Source organism: Leucobacter manosquensis (assembly GCF_018304845.1).
GTDB classification, from domain to species: Bacteria; Actinomycetota; Actinomycetes; order Actinomycetales; family Microbacteriaceae; genus Leucobacter; species Leucobacter alluvii.
Genome location: NZ_JAFEVO010000001.1, coordinates 1,030,176 through 1,053,506 on the forward strand (window position 1 = coordinate 1,030,176; position 23,331 = coordinate 1,053,506).

The 23,331-nt window shown below is 67.1% G+C and carries 17 protein-coding genes; 5 read left to right on the forward strand and 12 right to left on the reverse strand.

Annotation, left to right across the window (positions count from 1 at the left end):
* Positions 1-164 precede the first annotated feature (164 nt).
* The gene (locus JSQ98_RS04785; protein WP_211648582.1) at positions 165-1,685 is read right to left on the reverse strand and encodes an APC family permease; all 1,521 of its coding nucleotides are present in this window, start codon (positions 1,683-1,685) and stop codon (positions 165-167) included.
* 168 nt (positions 1,686-1,853) lie between these two features.
* Positions 1,854-3,479: an aminotransferase class I/II-fold pyridoxal phosphate-dependent enzyme gene (locus tag JSQ98_RS04790; RefSeq protein ID WP_430413596.1), complete on the reverse strand. Its 1,626-nt coding sequence runs from the start codon at positions 3,477-3,479 to the stop codon at positions 1,854-1,856.
* Positions 3,480-3,613: 134 nt separating this feature from the next.
* On the opposite strand from JSQ98_RS04790, the gene JSQ98_RS04795 reads away from it, so the two are divergent.
* Positions 3,614-4,549: a LysR family transcriptional regulator gene (locus JSQ98_RS04795; RefSeq protein WP_090149987.1), complete on the forward strand. Its 936-nt coding sequence runs from the start codon at positions 3,614-3,616 to the stop codon at positions 4,547-4,549.
* A gap of 251 nt (positions 4,550-4,800) precedes the next feature.
* On the opposite strand, the gene JSQ98_RS04800 is transcribed toward JSQ98_RS04795, so the two are convergent.
* Positions 4,801-5,868 (reverse strand): TerC family protein, encoded by a 1,068-nt coding sequence (locus JSQ98_RS04800; RefSeq protein ID WP_211648583.1) that lies wholly within the window; start codon positions 5,866-5,868, stop codon positions 4,801-4,803.
* 262 nt (positions 5,869-6,130) lie between these two features.
* On the opposite strand from JSQ98_RS04800, the gene JSQ98_RS04805 reads away from it, so the two are divergent.
* Together JSQ98_RS04805 and JSQ98_RS04810 are read left to right on the forward strand one after the other, a co-directional pair.
* Positions 6,131-6,619 carry a MarR family winged helix-turn-helix transcriptional regulator gene (locus JSQ98_RS04805; RefSeq protein WP_249290741.1) on the forward strand — a complete coding sequence of 163 codons (489 nt, stop codon included), beginning with the start codon at positions 6,131-6,133 and terminating at the stop codon, positions 6,617-6,619.
* The gene (locus tag JSQ98_RS04810; RefSeq protein WP_211648584.1) at positions 6,616-7,326 is read left to right on the forward strand and encodes a hypothetical protein; all 711 of its coding nucleotides are present in this window, start codon (positions 6,616-6,618) and stop codon (positions 7,324-7,326) included. The genes JSQ98_RS04805 and JSQ98_RS04810 overlap by 4 nt, the downstream gene beginning before the upstream one ends.
* 60 nt (positions 7,327-7,386) lie before the next feature.
* Here JSQ98_RS04810 and JSQ98_RS04815 read toward each other — a convergent pair whose 3' ends face one another.
* The 5 genes from JSQ98_RS04815 to JSQ98_RS04835 all read right to left on the reverse strand — a co-directional run bounded on the left by JSQ98_RS04815 (position 7,387) and on the right by JSQ98_RS04835 (position 12,404).
* Positions 7,387-8,967, reverse strand: coding sequence for a hypothetical protein (locus JSQ98_RS04815; RefSeq protein WP_211648585.1), 1,581 nt, complete (start codon positions 8,965-8,967; stop codon positions 7,387-7,389).
* Positions 8,964-9,593: an ABC transporter ATP-binding protein gene (locus JSQ98_RS04820; protein WP_211648586.1), complete on the reverse strand. Its 630-nt coding sequence runs from the start codon at positions 9,591-9,593 to the stop codon at positions 8,964-8,966. Before JSQ98_RS04820 ends, JSQ98_RS04815 begins: the two co-directional genes overlap by 4 nt.
* Before the next feature lie 174 nt (positions 9,594-9,767).
* Positions 9,768-10,727 (reverse strand): Ppx/GppA phosphatase family protein, encoded by a 960-nt coding sequence (locus tag JSQ98_RS04825; RefSeq protein WP_211648587.1) that lies wholly within the window; start codon positions 10,725-10,727, stop codon positions 9,768-9,770.
* 22 nt (positions 10,728-10,749) lie between these two features.
* Positions 10,750-10,959 (reverse strand): hypothetical protein, encoded by a 210-nt coding sequence (locus JSQ98_RS04830; RefSeq protein WP_211648589.1) that lies wholly within the window; start codon positions 10,957-10,959, stop codon positions 10,750-10,752.
* On the reverse strand, positions 10,956-12,404 hold the full coding sequence (locus JSQ98_RS04835; protein ID WP_346728718.1) for a glycosyltransferase family 2 protein: 1,449 nt from the start codon (positions 12,402-12,404) through the stop codon (positions 10,956-10,958). Before JSQ98_RS04835 ends, JSQ98_RS04830 begins: the two co-directional genes overlap by 4 nt.
* A 133-nt stretch (positions 12,405-12,537) precedes the next feature.
* Here JSQ98_RS04835 and JSQ98_RS04840 point away from each other — a divergent pair, with 133 nt between their 5' ends.
* The gene (locus tag JSQ98_RS04840; protein WP_211648591.1) at positions 12,538-12,927 is read left to right on the forward strand and encodes a GntR family transcriptional regulator; all 390 of its coding nucleotides are present in this window, start codon (positions 12,538-12,540) and stop codon (positions 12,925-12,927) included.
* A gap of 39 nt (positions 12,928-12,966) precedes the next feature.
* On the opposite strand, the gene JSQ98_RS04845 is transcribed toward JSQ98_RS04840, so the two are convergent.
* Positions 12,967-15,336, reverse strand: a complete 2,370-nt coding sequence (locus JSQ98_RS04845) for a glycosyltransferase family 2 protein (protein ID WP_211648592.1) — start codon at positions 15,334-15,336, stop codon at positions 12,967-12,969.
* Between the two features lie 289 nt (positions 15,337-15,625).
* On the opposite strand from JSQ98_RS04845, the gene JSQ98_RS04850 reads away from it, so the two are divergent.
* The gene (locus JSQ98_RS04850; RefSeq protein WP_090150016.1) at positions 15,626-17,254 is read left to right on the forward strand and encodes a chitinase; all 1,629 of its coding nucleotides are present in this window, start codon (positions 15,626-15,628) and stop codon (positions 17,252-17,254) included.
* Positions 17,255-17,314: 60 nt separating this feature from the next.
* Here JSQ98_RS04850 and JSQ98_RS04855 read toward each other — a convergent pair whose 3' ends face one another.
* The 3 genes from JSQ98_RS04855 to JSQ98_RS04865 form a co-directional block, all read right to left on the reverse strand.
* Positions 17,315-19,906 (reverse strand): DEAD/DEAH box helicase, encoded by a 2,592-nt coding sequence (locus JSQ98_RS04855; protein WP_211648593.1) that lies wholly within the window; start codon positions 19,904-19,906, stop codon positions 17,315-17,317.
* On the reverse strand, positions 19,903-21,336 hold the full coding sequence (locus JSQ98_RS04860) for a DUF2130 domain-containing protein (protein ID WP_211648594.1): 1,434 nt from the start codon (positions 21,334-21,336) through the stop codon (positions 19,903-19,905). The genes JSQ98_RS04855 and JSQ98_RS04860 overlap by 4 nt, the downstream gene beginning before the upstream one ends.
* Positions 21,337-21,442: 106 nt before the next feature.
* Positions 21,443-23,308 carry an ABC transporter ATP-binding protein gene (locus JSQ98_RS04865; protein ID WP_211648595.1) on the reverse strand — a complete coding sequence of 622 codons (1,866 nt, stop codon included), beginning with the start codon at positions 23,306-23,308 and terminating at the stop codon, positions 21,443-21,445.
* Positions 23,309-23,331: the final 23 nt, after the last annotated feature.

The following is a 23,331-nucleotide window of genomic DNA, read 5'->3' on the forward strand; positions in this document are numbered from 1 at the left end:
CAAACGGCCGACCGGCGGCGAGGCCGATCGGCCGCGCTTCGCGACTCGCATCCGCTCCTCCTGCATACGCTCCATCTTGTCTGGCGCCCCGTGCCCGGTCAACTCGTGCCGAACGTCGCCCCACCGGCACGAGGCAGCGAAGCCGCGGGCCGGCCGGTGAGCGGCTACTTGTGCGGCGCCACGCGATCCTCGGACTCCTCGAGCTCGCCGCCGTCGTACAGCTCCCCTTCAGAGGAACCGAGCCGGTAGCGCCCGGGCCCGACGAGCACGATCATGCCCGTATCGATGCGACGCCCGAGCACCGAGTTCTTGCGGCCGGTGAAGTAATACCAGACGAGCACGAGCGCGGTCCAGATGGCGAACACGATGATCGTGATCGAGCGCAGATCCTTGATGATCCAGAGGCAGCCGATGATCGACAGAATCGGGATGACGGGATACAGCGGCACCTTGAACTTGCGCTCCAGATCCGGTTCGCGATGGCGCAGCACCATGACCGCGATCGATACGACGGTGAAGGCGGCCAGTGTTCCGATCGATGTCATCTCGGCCAGGAAGTTGATCGGCAGCACACCGGCGAGGATCGCGACGATGACCGACACGATGATGGTGTTGGCGATCGGGGTACCGGTGCGCGGGTTGACCCTGCTGAAGATCTTCGGCGCCATGCCGTCGCGCGACATGGTGAAGAGGATGCGCGTCTGGCCGTAGAGCACGACCAGCGTCACGCTGAAGATCGAGATGACGGCGCCCGCGGCGACCACGGTGCCCGGCCACGAGGCTCCGACGATGTTCTCGAGGATCGCCGAGAGTCCGGCACTCTGGCCGTCGAAATCCTCGGTCGCCTGCGCACCGAGCGCGGTCACGGCGACGAGCACGTAGACGGTCGTCACCAGGATCAGTGCCGTGATCAACGCGATCGGCAGGTTGCGGCGCGGGTTCTTCGCCTCATCGCCGGCGGTGGCGACGGCGTCGAGGCCCACGAACGAGAAGAAGATGATGCCGGCGCCGGTCATGATGCCGCCGAGCCCGAACGGCGCGAAGTTGGCGAAGTGGTCGATGTTCCAGCCCGTGATGCCGACCGCGACGAAGAAGAGCAGCACTGCGATCTTGATGACGACCATCACCGTGTTGGTGACGACGGAATGGGTGGTGCCGCGAATGAGCAGCAGGCAGCAGAGCGCGATGAGGATCACCGCAGGCAGATTGATGATGCCGCCCTCTTCAGGCGCGTACAGCAGCTCGGGCGGGAACTGGAATCCGAAGAGATTGTTCACCAGCTGGTTCACGTACTGCGACCAGCCGACCGCGACAGCGGCGGTCGAGACGCCGTATTCGAGAAGCAGGCAGGCGGCGACGCCCATCGCCGGCAGCTCGCCGAGCGTGCTGTAGGCATAGGAGTAGGAGGATCCGGAGACCGGCACGGAGCTCGCCAGTTCCGCGTAGCACAGTACCGAGAGGCCCGCGACGAGCCCGGCGATGATGAACGACCAGATGACCGCCGGCCCCGCGATCGGCACGGCCTCGGAGAGAATGAAGAAGATGCCAGTGCCGATGGTGCCGCCGACGCCGATCATGGTGAGCGGAACGAGCCCGATGCTGCGCTTCAACTGACTCCCGCTCTCACCCCCGTCGCGCGGAACGGGCTTGACTCGGAAGAGCTGCTGCCGCAGAGAGCTTGCCATACGTGTCTTCTCCAGACTTCGTTGTCACTGGGCCCCGAGGGCCCGGTCATTCGTCCCTCGGTGCTCGCGCAGTGAGGGTTCCTGGTCTTCCAGGAGATGCTCGGATCTCGAGCAATCCGCGGCGGTGGGCCGCGAAGTCAGAGCGGCGCCGTCGCAGGCGCCGCGGGGTCAGCCGCCGGCCAGTACTCGGAACCGATCGACCGCCGGGTCGATCGCGCCGCGCACGTAGCCGGTCGGAGAAGCCGCGACCGCCTGCAGAAAGGCTACCGCTTCCTCGGTGATCTCTTCGCCGGGCATCACGTTGGGGATCCCGGGCGGGTACGCGGCGAGCGTGTCAGCGGAGACACGGCCCACAGCCTCGGTCGCGCTCACCACTTCGGTCGCGCCGAAGAATCCGTCGCGCGGGCTGACGCGGTACGCGCCCGGTGCCGGCAGGCTCGGGAAGTCGTGGGCGTCGCCGGCAGCGGCCCGCTCGCGGTCGGCTTCGGGCGACTCGACGCTCGCTACGATCGCGGCGTACACGGCATCGAAGTCATGCGACTTGCCCGCGCCGATCACGGCCACGATCGACGTTGCCGTCGACATCTCGAAGTACATGTCGTGGTGCTCGACGAGGTGCTGCCGCAACCAGTGCCCGCCGACGCCCGCTCCGCTCACGTCGATCGGCACGCGCAGCAGGTCGGTATCCACGATGTCGTCGAACCGGTCGAAGGTGTCGCTCACCACGGCGAACCGGGGGTCTTCGCGAAGGATCTCGCGGAAGCGGCGCGCTCCCGCGACCGAGCGCCCGATCGACTCCTCGCCCGTCGCGAGTGCGTGCCGGGCGATGTCGAGCGATCCGCGCAGCAGCGCGCTGGTCGACGTCGAAGCGGTCATGCTGAAGGCTCGTTCGATGAGCGGCTCCAGGCGATCCGCGAACGGACCGTCGCCCAGGTGCAGCATCGCCGACTGCGTCAATGAGCCCGCGAGTTTGTGCGTGCTCGAGATGACGACGTCGGCGCCGAGGCGTGCGGGCGATTCGGGAAGCTCTGGGTGGAATCCGAAGTGCGGGCCCCAGGCGCCGTCGACGATGAGCGGAGCGTTGTGGGCGTGCGCGACCCGCGCCAGACCCTGCACGTCTGAGACGGACCCGAAGTAGCTCGGCGAGATGACGTAGACCGCGTGGGCGGGGTTCCCAGCCTGTTCGGCTTCGACCAGCGCCGCTTCGAGCGCCGCGGGCGAGACGCCGTGCGCCATGCCGTGCTCCGCATCGACGTTGGGCATCACGTAGCTCGGCGTGATGCCGGCGAGCAGGATGCCGTCGCTGAAGCTGGAGTGCGCGCTGCGCTGCGCGAGGATGCGGTCGCCCAGACCGCGGGCCGCGAGTGCGATCGTGCGATTCGCCTGCGACGCGCCGTTCGTCAGGAACCAGGTGCGCTTCGCGCCCCAGGCGTCGGCGGCGAGCTCCAGGGCTCGGTCCAGGGGTGTCTGCTCCTGGCCGCGCGCGAGCAGGTCAACGCCGTCCATGAGCATGGGGATGTCGAGTCGGAGCGCGCGCTCGCCGAGGAAGCCGGCCAGTCGTCCGCTGAGATCGTCTTTCGTTCCTCCGTGCCCGGGCACCATGAGCTGCACCGAGCCTCGATCTGCGTACGCTTCGAGCGCATCGGCGTAGGGCGCAGCGCTGTGGTCCAGCCGGAAGCGCGGCGTCGGCTGCTGCTCAGCCGCTGCGCGCTGCTCCGACGGCATGATCGAGGCCCCGGCTCCCGAGAGCTCGGAGGACGCGATCGTCTGTGCGGGAACATCGGTGTGCAGCATGGTTGCCATCATGACCGGGACCGGACGTGTGCGGAACCCCCGTCTCCCCTGTGATGCCACATACGTCGTATGTGAGAGGATCACTCGTGTGCCCGAGAGCACCACATGAGATAAGTGACTGGAGCAGTGCAGCGATGATCGATCTCCGACAGTTACAGGCGCTCCGCGCGGTGCAGCGCGAGGGGTCCGTCACCCGCGCCGGGCGCGCGCTCGGCTGGAGCCAGCCGACGGTCGACTACCACCTGCGCAACCTGGAGCGGCTCGTCGGCTCCCCCGTGCTCGAGCGCTCCAAGCGCGGTTCGACGCCGACACCCGTCGGAGTGCTGATACTCGATCGCGGCCAGGAGATCCTCACCCTCACCGATCGCGCGCTGCGCGATGCGCGCGATCTCGCCCAGATGGGACGGGCGCGCCTGAAGTTCGGCACGTTTCCCACCGCTGCGGCGAAGCTACTGCCATCAGTCGTGTCCCAAGTCGCCGACCTCGGCATCGAGATCGACGCGGTACTCGAAGAGGTGGGTCCGCTCGTCGCGCACGTCAACGATCGCACTCTCGACGCCGCGCTGCTGTACTCGGTGCCGGGATACGAGGTGCCGCTGCGACCCGACATCGTGACCACCGAGGTGCTGCGCGATCCGCTGCTCCTCGCGCTCCCGGAGGATCATCCGCTCGCCGACCGCGCCTCGATCGACCGCGAAGCGCTCATGTCGCTGCACGGTGAGCGCTGGCTGCTCGGCACGAGTCTGCACGACCCGATGGACTCGGTGCTCGTCGACGCGTTCGCCGCTGAGGGGCGCGCCCTCGAAGTCGCAATTCGAACCGATGACTTCCAGGTGATGCTCGGGATGATCGCCGCCGGCATGGTGATCGGGCTCGTCGCGAAACTCGCAGCCGGCCCCACCCACCCGGGCGTCGTGCTCCGCCCGATCGACGACCCGGCATTCGCGAGATCCGTGCTCCTGGCGGCCCCGCCTGAGGGAACCGGCGAGCAGCCGACGACGGCCGTGCGCCAGCTCGCCGTCGCGATCCGGCACGCGGTGGCGCTGAGCGAGCACCCAGCCGCCGGGTAGGGCCTGCGGACTGCCGCGGCCCGCCCCGCGCGCTCGCGCACGCCCCCACCGCCCCCCGTCTGCGCGAAAGCGCACTTCGGCACCCGCGCACCCTGGAAGCGAGCCGAAACCGCGCTTTCGCGGCTCGAATTCCGGCTACGCGGAAGAACAGCAGTGCCCCCTCGGCCGAAACCTCGAGGGCACTGCGCGCTTCAGGCTCAGCTTGCGTGGTCAGCGCGCGCGTTCACGCCGGCACTCAAGCACGAGCGGAGCTACTGCTCGTCAGCTGATCGCTGGCGCGCTGTGCGCGCATCGGCGATGTCGGCTTCCGGGTCGGCTGCCCGGTCCCGTCGTTGCTCGATGCGCTCGGCGGCCTTGCGGTCGCCTCGCGTCTTGCGAAGACTCAGGATGGTGGCGACGGCGATGGTCGCCGCGATGAAGAGCAGTGAGAACCAGATCGGAATCTCGGGCACCCAGAGCAAGGGCTCGCCGCCGTTGATGAACGGGAGCTCGTTGACGTGCAGCGCGTGGAAGACGAGCTTCACGCCGATGAAGGCGAGAATGACTGCGAGTCCCTGCGAGAGGTAGACGAGACGTTCGAGCAAGCCGCCGATCAAGAAGAACAGCTGGCGCAGCCCCATGAGCGCGAACGCGTTCGCGGTGAACACGATGTACGCCTCATTCGTGAGGCCGTAGATCGCGGGGATCGAGTCGACCGCGAAGATGAGGTCGATGAACCCGATCGCGACGATCGTGAGGAACATCGGAGTGAAGAAGCGCTTGCCGTCGATCTTGGCGGTGAGCTTGTCCTCGTGATACTCGTCGGTGACCGGGAGCACGCGGCGGACGAACTTGATGAACCGCCCGTTCGCCGGGTCGGCGTCGTGGTTCGCGAACGCCTGGCGGTAGGCGAGGAAGAGCAGGAGCGCGCCGAAGACGTAGAAGATCCAGCTGAGGTTCTCGATGAGCGTCGCACCCACCGCGATGAAGGCGCCGCGCAGGATCAGCGCGATGATGATGCCGACCATCAGCACCTTCTGCTGGTACTTCTTCGGCACCGCGAACGCGCTCATCACGAGCAGGAAGACGAACAGGTTGTCGATCGACAGCGCCTTCTCCGTGAGGTAGCCCGCGAAGTACTCCCCTCCGAAGTTCCAGCCCGACGTGAAACCGATGCCGACGCCGAAGAGGAGCGCGAGGCCGATGTAGAACGCCGACCAGCGTGCCGACTCGCCGATGGTCGGCTCGTGCGGCTTGCGCACGTGCGCGAAGAACTCGTAGACGAAGAACGCGATCGTGACGAGGATCGTGATGATCCAGATCATGGGGGTGACCTGCATGGGGGCTCCTAGGGGTCGGTGGAGGACACCAAGGTCTCTTCCACCCCGATCGTGTCACGGATTCCGTGAGTTCGAGGCCAATAGCCCGAAGTACATCGATGCACTCGTATTGACGGGACTACTGCGGATGGGAATACTCCCCCTGCATCACCCACCTTACCGAACCCGCATTGGAAATCGCACACATCGCGAACGTTGCGCAGGAGTCAACACTGAAACAGCCTCATAGTGAAGGGAGGTAACAATGATGTAGAGTACCGATATGTCTCAGCCCGCCAGTTCACCGATGGCGACTCCGCCCCCCACTGTGCTCGATCGCGTGCTCGCCATCGGCCAGCTCCTGCAACTCGACATGGAGCGGAGTTTCGCCGGCACCGGTCTCACCACCTCACGGACGCACCTCCTCTGGGTGCTGCACCACGCCGGCCCGTCGACGCAGCGCGACCTCGCCGCGGCGCTGGAGGTGAGCCCGAGGAACGTGACGGGCCTCGTCGACGCACTCGAATCGACCGGGTACGTCTCCCGAGAACCGCATCCCTCCGATCGCCGAGCGACCCTGGTGACGCTCACCGGCATCGGCAGAGGAGCGATGGAGCGAATGGCGGATCAGCATGCGGATCTCTCACGCGCACTCGTCGCAGGTCTCGCACCCGATCATGCGGATGCGCTCCTGCGAGGGCTCGAGCACGTGGAAGGCGTCCTCGCGCGTCTCATCGCCGACGCCCACCCCGAGGTGACGGAGGCGACATGACACAGCCAGAAGACTCGACACCGGCGACGCCCCCACGATCCGACGCACGATCGTCCAATCGCCTGCGCACACGTCTCGCACGGCTCGCCCGGCAGGCCTGGCGCTGGGAGGTCGGTGTCTGGAGCAGCCTGTGGCGCTTCGCGGCGCGACGGCCGCGCGCCCCGAAGGGCGGGGTCGCGTTCACGTATCACGCTCCGATTCGCTCGATCCTCGTCATCTTCATCGTGCTCTCGGCAGTGGAGATCCCGATCCTCGATCTCATCGCCCGCCCCTGGCCGGTGATTCGCATCACGCTGCTCGCAGCGGGCATCTGGGGACTCATGTGGATGATCGGCCTGCTCCTCGGGTTCATCACGCGCCCGCACACCGTCGCCCCCGGCGGGATCCGCGTGCAGGAGGGGCCGCAGCTCGGTCTCGATCTGAGTTGGAGCGATATTCACTCCGTGGCCATCGTCGCCGATGTCGCGCACCCTCCGCCGAAGCCGCCCAGATTCACGAACTGCGACCGCGGCCGGATCCTCCATCTGCGCGTGCAGAACGAGTCGAACCTCGAGATCGTGCTCAAGCACCCAGTCGAGGTGCGACTCCCGGATGCGACCGAAACGGCACGGATCGTGCGCTTCTGGGCCGACGAACCGCGCGCCATGCTCGAAGCGGCACGGCCCCACCTCGAAGGCACATCCGCATCACATGCAGCGCAGTCCTAGCCGGTGCGCCAGCGCGGGCGCTCCAGCCGAGCGCTCATGCTCGTTCCCGACCCCAAGACCTCAGCCCGCGACCGTTCGCCGGCCTCTCCAGCGCGCAGCGCAGACGGCGGACAGCAGGGAGCACGCGGCGATGCACCACGCCGGCGCGATCATCGCGAGCGGCGCCGTCGCACCGACCAGTGCGACGAGCACCACGCCGTCGATCGACCAGACGAAGCGCACCGCACCGCTCAGGTCGCCCTCCGGGGTGGGAATCGGAGCGAGCAGCCGCAGCGGCAGCGGACCCTTCAGCGCGTTGCTCACCCGCGCGAGCACGGCGCACATTCCGACGATGGCGGAGCCGAGCACCGCGGCGAGCGGCGGCGCTCCGAGCAGGAATGCTGAGATGGAGGCCGCGATCACGGCGATCATCAGCACGGCGAGCACCGGGAAAACGGTGTGCAGTGCGAGCAGGTGGGCGTCGCCGACACCGTAGATGGGCAGATCGGCGGCGACAGCCGCGGCGTGACGAACGCCGTCGGTGAACGGACCGAGCGCGCCGAAGGCGAGCACTGCGGCGAAGGCGCTGAGTACCCCGAACCCGAACCCGGGCTCCGTCGCGCTGCTCGCAAGCGTCACTGCGACGCTGGCAGCGGCGACGCCGACCGCGCCCCCGGTCAGTCGTCCCGGCGTCCGCGCGGCACCGAGTACGTCGCGGATCAGGAATGTCCGTGCGAGTGCGACTCCGCGTCTCCCGCGTGGGCCTGTGCGCACCGCACGAACACGCCTTCCGGCCCAGGGGCTGCCCCGGTAGGTCGACAGCGCGGCATTGAAATCCATGCCGTACGCGTGCACGGCGGAGGCCGCCCATCTCGCGGCCTGCGACTCGAGCACCTGAGTGTCCAGTCGCGCGAAGAGCGTCGGAGCGATCGACATGAGCACGAGGGCGAGCGCGCAGAGCAGGGTGAGCGGCACGAGCCACGACGCGCCGACGGAGAGCTCCCCCGCGGAAAGCGCCGCCTCGCGCCAGAGCGCGGCGACCCATCCCCACGGCGTGAAAGGAGTCAGCGAGGGAAACGCGATCGCGATGCCCGTGAGGATCGCCAGAGCTGCGGACGAAGCACTCGCCACACGCGGTACCGCTTGCCCGGTGAGCCAGGCCAGCGTAGCGATGACGCCGACGCATGCGCCGATGCACGCACCCAGGGAGGCGACCGCGAACAGGTCGAGGAGCGTCACCCCGCGCGCCACGCCGAGCAGCGTTCCGAGCGCTGCGCCGACCATCGCGGTCGTCGCAGTGAGCGCGGCACCCGCCCGCACGACGCTGCCGCCGAATGCCGATAGGCGCGACAGCTCGCTGCGCGCAAAGGTGTACGTGAGCAGAGGTGGACGCAGTGCCGGGCCGCGGAGACCGCCGAAGAGCAGCGCGAAGACCCACAGGCCGGCGACGCAGAGCCCGCCGACCAGCGGAGCCTCCGGCGCCACGAGCGCGTGCAGCACGTGCGGCTGCGAGACAGCACCCCAGAGCGCACGCACCGCGGGGGCGACGAACGCGATCGCGACCATCACGCCGAGGTAACCGGCGTAGCGCCGGTCGCTGGGCGAACGAGCGTGCGAGGCGTTCCAGATGGCGAGGGCGGCGCGAGCCGGGCGGTATCTCATGCGGCGCCCTGCAGCCAGAGGGTACGGCCCCCGATGCCGGCTTCGAGCACGTCGCTGTGCGTCGCCACCACGACCGCAGCACCAGACTCGCGGCGCCGGTTGACGGCGCCGACAACCAGTCCGATGCGATCGACATCCAGCCGCTGCTCGGGTTCGTCGAGCACGAGTGCGTCAGACGGGCGGGCGAGCACGAGGGCGAGCCCGAAGAGCTGCGTCTGCCCCGACGAGAGTTCGTGCGGGAACCGTGTGGCGAGGGGGCTCAAGTCGAGCTCATCGAGCACGCGGCAGGTCAGCCGCTCGGCGTCCCGGCCCGACGCGCACCACGTCGTCGCGACGAGCAGCACATGATCGCGCACCGTGAGGTCGGGCGCGAGCGGCGGCATCCCGATCATGGCCGCGACGCTGCGCCGAGTGCGCGGGTCGCGGGACGCGGCGTCGCGCCCGTCGATGCTCACTGTGCCGCTCGACGGCGACCTCAGGCCTGCGACCAGTCGGAGCAGCGTCGACTTCCCCGATCCGTTCGCTCCACGCACGACCACGGCGTCACCGCCCGCCGCTGCGAACGAGGTGGGACTCAGCAGCGTCACCTCGCGCTCCCGAACCTCGGCATCCTGAACGACGATCATGCGTCCATCTTCGCAAACGCGGGCCCGAGTCGGATCTCTCGACCGGTTCTGCGCGGCACGTCGGACGAACGCGCAGTTCGGCACGCGGGTCGGCGCGCGATGGACCTCGACTGCGCTCTCGACGCACGACGGGCCGAGACTCCGGCGAGACACCTCGTCCGGCGACTCACTGGTTCAGGCCTCGGAGCGCACCGGCTCGGCGCCGCGGCCGTCGAGCGCGTCGATGTATCGCAGCACGATCCCCTCGCGCAGCGCCCACGGCGAGATCGTGAGCGTCTCGACTTCGAACACCTTCATCGCGGTGCGCAGCACCACGGCACCGGCCATGATCTGGTAGCCGCGCTCCGGAGTGATTCCAGGCAGGTACTCGCGCACCGCGCCGGGCATCTCGCGCAGGGAGGGCTCCCATTCGCGCAGGCCGACATAGTGCAACTGCGCGAGGTCTCCCGTCACCGGATCGGAGGGACCCCCGACGAGCCGGGCGAGTGAGCGGATCGTCTTCGACGTGCCGACCACGCGCTTGGGGCGAGGACGGTCGGCGAAGAGCTCGTCGCGCACCCTCGCGAACTCGGCTCGAGCGTGGGCGCGCAAGCGGGAGACCGCTTCGCGCGAGGGCGGATCCTCGGCGAGGAAGTTGATGGTGGATCGCCCGGCGCCGAGCGGCAGCGACACCTGCACATCGGGGTACTCATCGGCGCCCTGAGCGATCTCGAAGGAACCGCCGCCGATGTCGAACAGCAGCACTTCTCCAGCTGACCAGCCCAGCCACCGACGCACCGCCAGCATGGTGATACGCGCCTCGTCCTCCCCCGACAGCACGTGCAGCACGATGCCCGTCTCGCGGGTGACGCGCGCCAGCACGTCCTCGCCGTTCGCCGCTTCGCGGATCGCGCTCGTCGCCGTCGAGATCAGGTCGTCGACGCCGATCTCCCGCGCGATCTCGGCGCATTCACGAATCGCTTCGACGATCCGCACCACGCCTTCCTCGGCGATGGCGCCGTCGGCGTCGAGGTAGCGCATGAGCCGCAGCACCGAGCGCTGCGAGTGGAACGGCACAGGGCTCGCGCCCGGATGGGCGTCGACGACGAGCAGGTGGACGGTGTTTGATCCGACGTCGATCACTCCAAGACGCATGGGGCGATTCTAGTGGGATCGGTCAGTCGGCCGCCTCCGGATAGATGCTGCGCGTCTCGGCCCTGCGATTGCGGCCGCTGCTCTTGCCACCGAACCTGATGATCGGAACGAGTTTCGAGACGCCGAGCACCACATAGATGAGCGTGTTGATCGCGACGACGGTGGCGAACACTCCGAACCAGTCGGAGTAGAGAATCTCCTCGGGGAACAATAGGCCTGTGCGGTGCATCAATGCGACTCCTGTTCGATCATGTTCGCCGTTCGCCCGGTGCCGTGCTCGACGTGCTTCCAGGTCGGTACCCGCCCGAGGGAGATCTCGAACACTCCCTTCAGGAAGGCGAGGTTCAAGAAGCAGTCGTAGACGAGCTCGGGGAAGATGAGTACCGCGAGCGCACGCGCGCGCCATCCGCCCCGCCAGACGGTGACCACGCGTTCGACGGCGAACACGAGGCCGATGCCGAGCCAGAACGGGAACCACACCCAGGAGTCCATCGCGGTGAGCATCAGGAACATCAATCCGAAGTAGGCGAAAAGCGCGAACACGCCGTACCCGATTGCGATCTGCTGCGCCCAGTACCTGACCGTCTGCGGCGTCACCCCGTACGCGCCCAGGTTTTCGAGCGCCCCGCGCTGCCACCGCAGCCGCTGCGCCCACAGCATGCGCCAGGTCGGCATGAGCTCCGTCGTCACCTGGCATTCGGCGGGAGAGACCATGAGGCCGCCGAGCGACTTGATGGCGATGGTGAGCTCGTTGTCCTCGGTCAGCGCGAACGTGTCGTACACCTCGCCGAGATTTCCAGGGATGGACGACCCGCGCGCGTTCGCGACCTCCCGCAGCGCGATCGAGCGGAACGCGGTTCCCGTTCCGGTGAGCACGAACACGCGCCCCTCGCGGCGTTCGATCTCACGCTGATATCTGAAGTACTCGTTGCGCTGGAACTGCCCCAGTACTCCGTGCCCGGCTTCGCCTTGGAAGAGTCCGCCGACGGCCATGAGGGCCCGGTCTGCGGTGAAGCGCTGCACCGCAGTCGCGATGAACTGCGTGCTCAGCTGCGTATCGGCGTCCATGACGAGCACCGTGTCGTTGTCCCCCATCTGCGGGAGCTCCCGGGCGAGCACCTGGTTGAGCGCCCCGCCTTTCTTATGGACGTTCGCCGTCGTCTCGAACACTTCTGCGCCGAGACGACGGGCGACCGCCGCGGTCCCGTCCGTGCAGTTGTCGGCCACGACGATCACGCGGTCCGGCAGACGGTGCTGCTGCTGGAGGGAGGCGAGGGTCGCCGGCAGCGAGGCCTCCTCGTTATGGGCCGGGATCACGACCGTCACCGTGATCTCGCCGGCGAAGACGCCTCTCGACCGCGCCATGATGGCTTTGGGGGCGAGCGAGCGCTTCGCCACTTCGAGTGGCGTGCGGCGATAACGTCGCGACACCGCTCGCTCGGTGAAGACCACGATGAGCACGAAGGCCACCGCGGTCGCGAGGGCGATTGCCAGGACTCTCGGCGGGGGCAGCTCAGCGTTGTACATCACCGTCCACGCGCCGGCGAGCGTCAACCGCTCGGGCTGCCAGATCGATTCGGGGTGCGAAAGATCGACGCCCCACACGAGCACCGCCACCCCGGCCAGCACCATCACGATCACGAGCAGTCCGACACACCGCTGGAAAAACCCCCGCACTACGGCCCCCTTCGCCTCGCGCGACGGCCAGACCCCGCGGCCGCCGCATCGCGTCCAGTTGTACGGCCAGTCTAGGGTGCCCGAGAGAGGTTTCGTGCGGCGCGGATATGCCGGGCGCGGATACGCTGTCCGTATGAGTGATCCCGCATTCGACCTCTTCGCCATCAACGCCGGATCACCCGAACCGCCGTACCGCCAGCTGCATGACGGGGTCCTCCGAGCGATCTCCGACGGACGCCTGACGCCCGGCGCGAAGCTCCCGACCGTTCGCGGGCTGGCGGCGCATCTCGGGCTCGCAGCGAACACCGTCGCCTCCGCGTACCGCGCCCTCGAGTCGACGGGTGTCATCGAGGGACGCGGGCGGGCGGGCACCTTCGTTTCGCTGGGCGATGACCCCGTCGATGCGGCGGCGCGCGGGGTCGCGCTCGACGCCGTCGATCGACTGCGCGGTCTCGGCATCACCGGCGACCGCGCAGTGCGGCTGCTCACCGATGCTGCGCGAGGCGACGCCGTCGCCGAGTGACGCAGCCCTTCCATCCCGGCGACCGCTGGGCGCGGGCCGCTACTGACCCGCCCGTTTCGCCGCGGAGTTCTGCTCCGCAGCCGGAGCGATCACCGCGGTGACATCGGTCTGGGTGCTCGGCGCGGCGAGGGTGACCTCGTTCACCGTGCCCCGCGATCCGCTGCCCGTGCTGAGCTCGGACACGGCCGTCACCTCCTTGCGCACGCCCCCGAGGCGACGGCGGCGGTCGCTCGTGCGCACCAGGTCGCGGCGCAGGCGCCGATCGCCGTGGTACAGAATCGCCTGCCAGTTGACTTCGGCATCAGGATCGACGAGGCTCTTCCGCTTCGTCTTCGGTGGTTTCGGCGCGACATACAGCCAGCCGACCACGCCGAGCACCGCGTCCACGATCGCCGCTCGCACGCCGATGTAGGAGACGGCGGCCCAGGTCGCCATGACGGCGTTGAAGCCAGCGAAGATGAAGTTGCCCCAATTGCCGAGGTTGAAGTCGCGGTAGGCCGTGAGCACCGAGAACGCGATGATGACGAATGGCAGGATCACGTAGATTGCGGGCGATGCCGTGCGGCCGGTGACCTTCGGGGTGCGCGCGAAGGGAATCTTCTCCCCGGTGACCCCCTGCTGCATCGATTTCAGCACACCCGCGAGATTCACGGGCAACAGCACGAGGTTGAAGCCGTAGATGCGGAAGATGTCGCTGAGGCGATGCCCGCTCGCACGCAGATCGAGCGCCTGCGAGATGAAGTACGGCAGCGCCGCGGCGACCACCAGGGGGCTGAGGAGTCGCGAATCGAACGGGAAGAAGAGCAGGAAGATGAGGCCGAAGCTCGCCCACGCGAGCGATGACATATAGTTCGTGCGCAGCAGCTTCTCCGTGAGACGCACTCGTGCCGGGGTGCCCTTGCGGATACGGATCATCTCGACCAGCTTCGGCATGATCAGCAGACCGCCGTTCGCCCAGCGACGGCGCTGCACGATGAGTGAGCCGAAGTCGGGCGGGGTCGCACTGTAGCTGAGTCGCTCCGGGTAGTTCTCGAGTGACCACCCGTGGGCGCCGAGGTCGATGCTCGACTCAGTATCCTCGATGACGGTGCGGTCTTGCACGTACGTGGTGATCTCGAAGCCGCCAACGGTCTCTGTGACCGCGATGTCGGCGAGGGCCTCCTTGCGGATCACCGCGTTGGCGCCCACCCAGAAGGTCGCATTGAAGTACGTCAGCCCCTGGTGCTGGATGTGCTGCAGGTCCGTAGTCGCACCGGCGATGCGCTCGATGCGCGTCGGGGCGCCCCGGAAGGAGGAGTACGGCGTCTGCGTCACGGCGACCCGCTCGTTCTCGGGCTGCTCCAGCAAGTACACGAGGCGCACGCAGTAGTCGCGGAGCAGTTGCGAGTCGGCATCGAGCGTGAGCAGGTAACGACTGTCGGGCACCACCAGATCGGGCGTCGACTCGTCGCGGTCCCTCAGCGGTTCGAGCAACCGCACACCCGTCTCATCGGAGACGCGGTAGCGCCCGCCCATCAGCGAGATGTACGAGTTCAGGTTCATCGCCTTGTTCGGCTCCTGAGACAACGACGCGTACTTCTTGCGCTCGAAGGAGCTCATGTCTGCGCTGAAGATCCAGACGAGCCGCCGGTACAGCTGCTCGAGGCGCCCTCGGTCCGGCGATCCCCCCTGCTCGTAGGCGGCATTCAGCGCGAGTCGCGTGAGACGCAGATCGTTGGAGAGGCCGAGCAGCACCTGCTCCGCGAAGAACTCGGCCATGTGGTCTTCGATTTTCTCGGCTGCTGCGAATTCGTCGAGCCACGTCGCCGCGGCCGCGTACGCGTCGGCTGCGCGCTTCGCGTCCTCGGGGCCGGGAGTCTCGGGCGTCAGCTCCTGGAACACCCGCATCGCTTCCCGCGACTGCCGGAGCGGGGTCTCGAGCGCTTCGGCGATCTCGCCGAGCAACGCGCGGGTGTGATTGAGGCGGTCGAGCGCCTCCCCTTCCAAGCCGGTGTCCTTATCGTCGATGAGCAGGACGACGCGCACCGAGGGGAACTCCTGCAGGGCCGCTGACCAGAGCGTGTACCGCACCACCTCCGGCTCCTCGTCGTAGCTCGGGATCAGGACCGTGACGTCGGCGTCCGACTCGGCGAAGTGCTCGTCGATCAGAGCGCGTTCGACGCGGCGGTGCTCGCGGAAGCGCACGAGTGCGCCGTAGCGGGCGGTGAGGTACATGAGTGCCGAGAAGGTGAGCGCGGTGACCGTGAGGCCGTAGATCCAGGTCTGCACGTGGAAGATGAACGATTCGGTCGGGCCTTCGATGACCATCCGCACGATCGTCGTGATCATGTAGATGAACCATGCGAGCACCGTGATGACGATGGCCGCTCGCGCCCAGATGACAGCCCCGCCGCTCGGGCGCGAATGCATGATCGCCAACGGTTCGGAGCGGCACTCCGCGCCCCATTGCCGGCGCCGTGACGACGCCGTTGTTTCCTCAGCCACCCAAACCCCCGTTTGCCTGTGCCCGCATCTCGATCCACCCGCGGATGCGTGCTGCACTCGGGGGTCGCTTCGCGGGTGAATCCTCCCAGGGAACCCGAAATACGCGGTTCTCCACGGGACAGCGTGTTAGCGCTCGTATAGCATAGCTGATGGCAAGATTCGATTCAGGCGGTATCCCAGACCCACCGGGCGAGGGCACGGGCGAGGGGCTGTCATGGCGAAGTGGTATCCGGGCAGAAAACTGTCTCTGGCGCGTCTCAGTATTGTGCTGGTGGTGATCGCCGGACTCGTGGGCGGCGGCGTGTACGCCTGGTCTCGGGTGCAAGACGTGCAGGTCGCGTCGGAACGCACGCCGTGGTTCGACGCATATGTCGACGTCACCGCGACGCCGATGTTCCCGTTCGAGTCGCCGGGTGAAGACGGGCAGAAAAATGTCGTGCTCTCCTTCATCGTCGCAGCGCCCGACGACGAGTGCAGCCCGTCGTGGGGCGGCTACTACGACATGGATGAAGCTGAGAGCTCCCTCGACCTCGACCGCAAACTGCAGCGCCTCCGCAATCTGGGTGGGTCGGCCATGGTCTCCTTCGGCGGTCAGGCGAACCACGACATCGCCTACGCCTGCGAAGATCAGGACAAACTCGTGGATGGGTACACGAGCGTCGTCGACCGTTACGATCTCGCGAGTATCGACATGGACATCGAGGGCGCATTCCTGGCTGACGAAGCCGGGGTCGCACGGCAGGCCGAGGCGATCCGTGCGGTTCAGGATGACCGGGAGAAGGGCCTCGACGTGTGGCTGACCCTTCCGGTCGCACCCGATGGGCTCACCTTCGAGGGATTGCAGGCGATTCGAACGTATCTCAAGGCAGGCGTGGATCTCGCGGGCGTCAATGTGATGACCATGAACTACAACTCGGAGACCGAGAAGGCGTTCTACCCCGCCGTCGAGAGCAGTCTCGAGGCGACGCACTCGCAATTGCGCTCGCTCTACCAAGAGATCAACGCCCCGATCGGTGCGGCGACCGCGTGGAGCCGGGTCGCGGCGACGCCGATGATCGGGCAGAACGACACCCGGAAGGACATCTTCACGATCGCTGACGCGGAGAAGCTCTCGGCGTTCGCCGACGAACGCGGGATGGCGCGCATGTCGATGTGGTCGCTGAACCGCGATCAGGAGTGCTCCGCGAACTGGCCGGACCCGAAGCAGGTCTCCGATTCGTGCAGCGGCATCGTGCAGGAGAAGGGCGACTTCTCGAAGATTCTGCGTGAGCAGCGCGCCGGCGCGATCTCGCAGGTCGCCGAAGCCGTTGAGAGCGACGGACCGGTGGAGCCCGTCGAGGACGATCCGGATACGAGCCCGTACCCGATCTGGAGCGAGACCACCGCGTACCCGGCAGAGACGAAAGTCGTGTGGCACCGCAACGTCTACGAGGCGAAGTGGTGGACGGAGGGCGATCAGCCCGACCTGGCGGCGGAGAACGGTTCGCAGCCGTGGCGTTTGCTCGGCCCCGTGCTTCCGGGTGAGAAGCCGATCGAGCGTCCGAAGCTGCCTGCTGGTGCGTACCCGAGTTGGGATGCTGCGAAGGAGTATCGACGAGGCGAACGCGTCGTCTTCGAGGGTGACGGATTCGAGGCGAAGTGGTATTCCCGGGGCGACAGCCCCGATGCGGCGCTCGTCCAACCGCAGGATTCGCCGTGGCGCGCGCTGACGGATGCTGAGATCGCGGAGGTCACCGGCTCATCGAACGAGGCATCGACCGGGGCGAACGGTTCCGGCGCCGCCGTGCAGGCCGATGCTTCGAGCGATGCGGCGGGCGACGGAGCCGGCGACGACGGCCCGTAGAGCAGTAGAACAGGATCGCGAGGCGGGGGCGGGCATGGCGCTCCGACCCCGCCTCGATCTTCATCCGGCGAACGGGCCGACGCGCTCGACGCGCACGACGGGTTCGCCCTCTGCTTCGGATTCGGCGAGATCGACAGAGCCTTCGATGGCCCAGTCGTGGTCGCCGTTCGGGTCGAGCAGCACTTGCCTGAAGCGCCAGAACCCTTCGGGTGCGCTGCTCCGGTCGAGTTCGAGCAGGGACGCCGCGCGCGCATCGGCGTCGACGCGGATGTCGTCGTACTCGTCGTAATAGCCGGCGAGGGCGTCGCGCCATTTCTGCTCGCCGAAGCCGCGAGCCGCGTCGAGTTCGGCCAGGTCGTCGTAGCGCTCGAAGGCGGCCGCCTGGACGCGCCTGAAGAGTGCGTTGCGCAACATGACGAGGAATGCGCGCTGGTTAGTGAGCACCGATCGTGTCGGCGGAGCGAGCGCGACGGCTGCTTCCGCTCCGTCGACATCGAGGCCGAGCAGGGCCCGCGCCCTGCGGTGCGCGTCCGGGTCGGGGTTCGAGAGCGCTTCCCACTCGTCGATGAGGCTGGAGTCGACCTGTCTCACGAGTTCGCCGAGCCAGTCGATGAGTTCCTCGAGCTCGGGGCTCTTCGCCTGCTCTGGCACGGTGCGTTCGATGGCGCGGAAGGCGTCGCTCAGGTATCGCAGCACTCCGCCCTCCGCCCGGCCGAGCTGATAGAACGAGACGAGATCGCGGAACCCGAAGGCGCGCTCGATCATGTCTCGGACGACGGACTTGGGGCGGAGCGCGAAGTCGCGCGCCCACGGCACCTCCTTCAGGTACTCGGTGAAGGCTTCGTCGAGCAGTTCTTTGAGCGGTTGAGGGTGCGTGACCGCCTCGAGCAGTTCCATCCGCTCGTCGTACTCGATGCCCTCCGCCTTCATCGCCGCGACGGCCTCTCCGCGAGCCTTGTGCTCCTGCGCGCGGATGATGGCCCGAGGGTCTTCAAGAGTCGCCTCGATGATCGAGATCACATCGAGGGCGTAGGTCTCGGACTCGGGATCGAGGAGTTCGATCGCTGCGAGCGCGAACGGCGAGAGCGGCTGGTTCAACGCGAAGTTCGACTGCAGATCGACCGTGAGTCGCAGCAGGCGCTGACCCCGTTCATCGACGTGGACTTCGACGATGCCGCCTTGTCGCAGCGTACGGAAGATCGCAATCGCGGTGCGCGCATGGGCGTACTGCGCGGGGCGGGGTTCGTGGCTGTCGAAGACGAGCGTGCGCATCGTCTGGAGCGCGTCTCCCTCGCGGGCTTCTCCGCGCCCGATGACGCCGAGCACCATCGAGTGCGTCACCCGCATGCGGCTCACCAGTGGCTCCGGCTGGGAGCCGACGAGCTTCTCGAGGGTGCTTTCGCTCCAGGCGATGAACCCCTGCGGCGGTGATTTCTTCTTCGCCGGCTTGGCCTTCTTCCCGCCCGTCGCCTTCGCTGCCGCTTTCGCGGCTGATTTCGCGTTCTCGACCTCGTGCTCCGGGGCGAGCGCGACCACGTCGCCCTCGGTGTCGAATCCAGCGCGCCCGGCCCGTCCGGCGATCTGATGGAACTCTCGAGCGGAGAGTCGTCGCATCTTCTCACCGTCGAATTTGGTGAGCGCGGTGATGACGACGGTGCGAATCGGCACGTTGATGCCGACCCCGAGCGTGTCGGTGCCGCAGATCACACGGAGCAGACCGCGCTGAGCGAGTTGCTCGACGAGCCTTCGGTAGCGGGGCAGCATGCCAGCGTGGTGCACGCCGATACCCGAGCGCACGAGGCGTGACAGGGTCGAGCCGAACCCCGTGGAGAAACGGAAATCTCCGATGGCGGCCGCGATCTCGTCGCGACCGGCACGATCGACGATGCGGATGCTCGACAGTGCTTGCGCCTGTTCGACGGCGTGGGACTGGTTGAAGTGCACGAGGTATGCGGGCGTCTCGCGATCCTCGATCAACTGCTCGACGACCTCGTGGGCGGGCGCGACCTCGTAGGAGAACGTGAGCGGAACCGGCCGCTCGACGCCCGTGACCAGCGCAGTGTCGCGCTGGGTACGTCGCGAGAGGTCGTCAGCGAGTTCGGAGACATCGCCGAGCGTGGCCGACATCAGGAGGAACTGGGCGTCGTTCATCAGCAACAACGGCACCTGCCATGCCCAGCCTCGTTCCGGTTCTGCATAGAAGTGGAACTCGTCCATCACCACCTGCGTGATGCCGCCCGCACTGCGATCGCGGATGGCGAGGTTGGCGAGGATCTCTGCTGTGCAGCAGAGGATCGGTGCATCCGGGTTGATGGACGTGTCACCCGTCACCATGCCGACGCGATCCGCGCCGAACACGTCGACCAGATCGAAGAACTTCTCACTGACGAGCGCTTTGATCGGCGCCGTGTACACCGTGCGGCGCCCTTCTGCGAGCGCGATGAAGTGCGCTCCGATCGCGACCAGCGATTTTCCGGTGCCCGTCGGTGTCGCGAGAATGACGTTGCTGCCGAGGGCGATGCCGAGCACCGCTTCCTCCTGCGCCGGGTAGAGACGGAGTGCGCGCTCCTCCCACGCCCACTCCTCGAACGCGGCGAATGCCTCGTCCGATTCGTCGAAGTGCGTGGAGTCGAGAATCGTTCCCAGATTCATGTGCGTGCGCTCCTGTCGGCGTCTGCCCCCGCTGTCGCGTCTCCGCGCTCCAGCTCGGAGAACTTGGTCTGCATCGTCGGGTTGCCGCGCGTCAGCTTCTTGATGGTGACCCCCTGGGCCTTGTCGTTGGCGAGGCGCAGGTTGTTCTCGGATTTCAGCAGATTGTCTTTCACCTTCTGCATCTCGGCGATCGACGTATCGATCCGTTTGATCGCTTCCTGGAACTGGCGCGATGCCAGGTCGTAGTTGCGGCCGAAGGCGTCTTTGAAGCTGTCGAGTTCGCTCTCGAAATGCGTGATGTCGATGTTCTGCGACTTCACCTGCTCGAGCTCGGCCTTGTACTTCAGTGAGTTGAGCGCCGCGTTCCGAAGCAGTGTGATCAGCGGGATGAAGAACTGCGGCCGAATCACGTACATCTTGGGGTAGCGATGGGAGACGTCGACGATGCCGCCGTTGTACAGTTCGCTCTCGGGCTCGAGCAGCGACACGAGCACCGCGTACTCGCATCCCTTCTCGCGCCGGTCCTTGTCGAGCTCCTTCAAGAAATCCTCATTGCGGTGCTTGGTTGCGGTGCCATCGGATTCGTTCTTCATCTCGAACATGATCGAGACGATCTCGATGTCACTGAGATCGAGATCTCTGAAGATGTAGTCGCCCTTGCTCCCGGTGCGCGCGTCGTTGTCCTTCTCGAAGTACGCGTTGGGGAACGCCGTGGCTCTGATCTGGTTGAAGGTCACCTCGCAGTGCTGCTCGAGGGTCTCCCCCACCATCTTCGTCGAGAGCCGCGCCTTGAAGTCCTTCAGCCGTTCGATCTCGCCGTCGCGGTCCCTGAGCTGCAACTCGTGATACTCCTTCAGGGAACGCTCCGCGAGCTGCTTCTCGAGGGCAGCGCGTTCCAGGTTGTTCTTCAGCTCATCGCGTTCTCGAGCGACGACACTCACCGCCTCGGAGAGCTCCAGCTTCTGACTGAGCTCCATCGAAGCGAGCTTCGCCCGCGCACTCTGCAGTTCCCGCTCCTGTGCGGCGATCCGCTGCTCCGCCTCAGCCGCGAGCTTCGCTTCGGCGAGCTCGATCGCGGTCCGCTGCTCGCGCTTCGCCTGGTCGAGCTCGCCGGCAAGCGCGTCGCGATCCTTCTCGACCGCGCTGAGGGCCTCGGCCACCGCGAGCTTCTGCGCCGTGGCGCTCGCCTCGATCCGCGCCTGCAGCTGCTGGATCTCCGCTGCTTTCGCCGCCTCGGCCTGCTGCAACCGACCCGCAGCCGCGGCCTCGGCCAGCTGCACCGCCTGCTGCTTGTCGTGCTCCGCCAGTGCCAGACGTTCGTGCAGCTGCGCCTCGAAGTCGCTGTCTCGCACCTGCTTCACGATGTCGGCGTACCCGGCTTCGTCGACGGTGAACGCCTTGCGGCAGTGCGGGCACATGATCTCGTGCACGGGAGCCTCCTTCACGAACTCACGAGCGGTCGCCGGGCGGTCGGTGACACACGACAAGACTGTCATAGACCCCGGACATCGGCGGCGACGCGCTCTCGCTCGGGCCTCACCCCACCACGTCGAGTTCGCGGAGCCGCTTGCGATCGGAAGACGAGGGTGACGCCTGCAGGGCGAGCAGCTCCGAATAGATGCCTCCGGAGGCTGCGAGTTCCGCCGGCGTGCCGATCTCATCGATGCGTCCGTCGCGCAGCGTGAAGATCCGATCGACCTCCGCGATCGTCGACAGTCGGTGGGCGATGATGAGGGTGGTGCGACCCACCATGAGGTCTTCGAGCCCCGCCTGCACCATCCGCTCCGATTTCGTATCGAGGGCCGAAGTCGCCTCATCGAGCACGAGGATCGGGGCGTCCTTCAGCATGGCGCGCGCGACCGCGATGCGCTGTTTCTGCCCGCCGGACAGCTTCACGCCCCGCTCGCCGATCACCGTGTCGTAGCCCTGCGGGAACTTGCGCACGAACACGTCGACGGCCGCACGGCGCGCCGCTTCGTCGATCTCCTCCCGCGTCGCCTCCGGTCGACCGTACGCGATGTTCTCCGCGATGGTGCCAGAGAACAGCGCCGGCTCCTGGAACACGACTCCGATGTTCCGTCGCAACGACTCGAGATCTGCTCCGGATCCCTCGACCGAGATCGACCCGGAGCGCACGCCGTAGAGTCCCATGAGCAGGTTCGTCAGTGTGGTCTTCCCGCCGCCCGATTCCCCGACGAACGCCACCCGCTCCCCCGGGGCCACATCGAACGTCACATCCGAGAGCACGTTCGCATCGTCGTCGTAGCCGAAGTGCACACCGCGGAACGAGATCGCAGCTGCCGGTGCCTGCTCCGGCTCGGCGCCCGGCGCTACCGCCGAGCGCGAGCCGCTGGCGTCGCGATCGGCGTTCACGGGCCGGGTCCCCCCGCCGTCGACGTCGCGAGGGTCGAGATCCATGACCTCGAAGTACGACTTCGATCCCGCGATCGCCCGCTGCGCGGTGTCGACGACCCAGCTGAGACTCGTGACGGGCTGCCGCGCCATCGACATGAGCTGCACCAGCATCACCATCTCGCCGAGCGTGAAGAAGCCGAGCACCGTGCGCACGAAGATGATCGTGTACAACCCGAAGAAGATCGCGTGCAGCACGCCTTGACGGAGTGCGTCCATGCGATGCCAGTGCTTCGACTGCTCGGCGGTGAGCGACTCGGTCGACCGGAAGCGGCTGCTGAACGCGTTGAGCTCGCGGCGCTCGCTCACGAACGACTTGACCACGCGCATCTGGCCGACGACCTCGGCGAAACGACCGGAAGCGACATCGACATGATCGTTCTTGTCGCCCTCGAGACGCTGCCAGCGGCGGCTTGTGAGCGCGGTGAGCCACAGGTAGACCGGGTAGGCGATCGCCAGCAGCACGGCCAGCGGCCAGTAGTACCACGCACTGATTGCGAGCACCGCGATGGTGGTGAGGATGAGCGTCACGAACATGTTCGAGAACGACTTCATGAAGTTCGTGATCTCGGAGATCGACCGGTTCAGGCGCGCCACGATCGTGCCGGTCAGCTCATTGTCGTAGTAGCGCTGCGGCAGCGAGAGCAACTGCTCGAAATACCGCGTCGACAGAATCGTTCGCATCTTCGCGCTCATCACGTCGCCCCAGTAGCCGCCGACGTTGCCCACTCCCGCTTCGATCAGGCTGACCGCGAGCAAGGCCACCGCGAGAAGGATCACCGTGATGATCGTCGACCGCGTCGCGCCGGGGGCCGCACCGCCATCGCTCGCCCCCGCGCTGAGCGCCTGCGAGATGACGTCCGTCGCCCGGCCCGTGATGAACGGGACCGCCAGGCCCGCCGCGGTCACGATCGCGGCGGCGATCATGATGCCGGCGTAGTACGGCGCGAGTGATCGCGTGAATTTCAGTATGCGGATCAGCACGGTCACGTCGTGAGCGCCTCCTTCAATGG

Excerpts from the sequence above, each read along its gene's own strand:
- JSQ98_RS04825 (WP_211648587.1), bottom strand. The coding sequence starts at position 10,727 with ATGCGTCTTGGAGTGATCGACGTCGGATCAAACACCGTCCACCTGCTC.
- JSQ98_RS04815 (WP_211648585.1), bottom strand. The coding sequence starts at position 8,967 with ATGAGATACCGCCCGGCTCGCGCCGCCCTCGCCATCTGGAACGCCTCG.
- JSQ98_RS04850 (WP_090150016.1), top strand. The coding sequence starts at position 15,626 with ATGGCGAAGTGGTATCCGGGCAGAAAACTGTCTCTGGCGCGTCTCAGT.
- JSQ98_RS04810 (WP_211648584.1), top strand. The coding sequence starts at position 6,616 with ATGACACAGCCAGAAGACTCGACACCGGCGACGCCCCCACGATCCGAC.
- JSQ98_RS04800 (WP_211648583.1), bottom strand. The coding sequence starts at position 5,868 with ATGCAGGTCACCCCCATGATCTGGATCATCACGATCCTCGTCACGATC.
- JSQ98_RS04855 (WP_211648593.1), bottom strand. The coding sequence starts at position 19,906 with ATGAATCTGGGAACGATTCTCGACTCCACGCACTTCGACGAATCGGAC.
- JSQ98_RS04845 (WP_211648592.1), bottom strand. The coding sequence starts at position 15,336 with ATGCATTCGCGCCCGAGCGGCGGGGCTGTCATCTGGGCGCGAGCGGCC.
- JSQ98_RS04785 (WP_211648582.1), bottom strand. The coding sequence starts at position 1,685 with ATGGCAAGCTCTCTGCGGCAGCAGCTCTTCCGAGTCAAGCCCGTTCCG.
- JSQ98_RS04790 (WP_430413596.1), bottom strand. The coding sequence starts at position 3,479 with ATGCTGCACACCGATGTTCCCGCACAGACGATCGCGTCCTCCGAGCTC.
- JSQ98_RS04805 (WP_249290741.1), top strand. The coding sequence starts at position 6,131 with ATGTCTCAGCCCGCCAGTTCACCGATGGCGACTCCGCCCCCCACTGTG.
- JSQ98_RS04840 (WP_211648591.1), top strand. The coding sequence starts at position 12,538 with ATGAGTGATCCCGCATTCGACCTCTTCGCCATCAACGCCGGATCACCC.
- JSQ98_RS04795 (WP_090149987.1), top strand. The coding sequence starts at position 3,614 with ATGATCGATCTCCGACAGTTACAGGCGCTCCGCGCGGTGCAGCGCGAG.
- JSQ98_RS04820 (WP_211648586.1), bottom strand. The coding sequence starts at position 9,593 with ATGATCGTCGTTCAGGATGCCGAGGTTCGGGAGCGCGAGGTGACGCTG.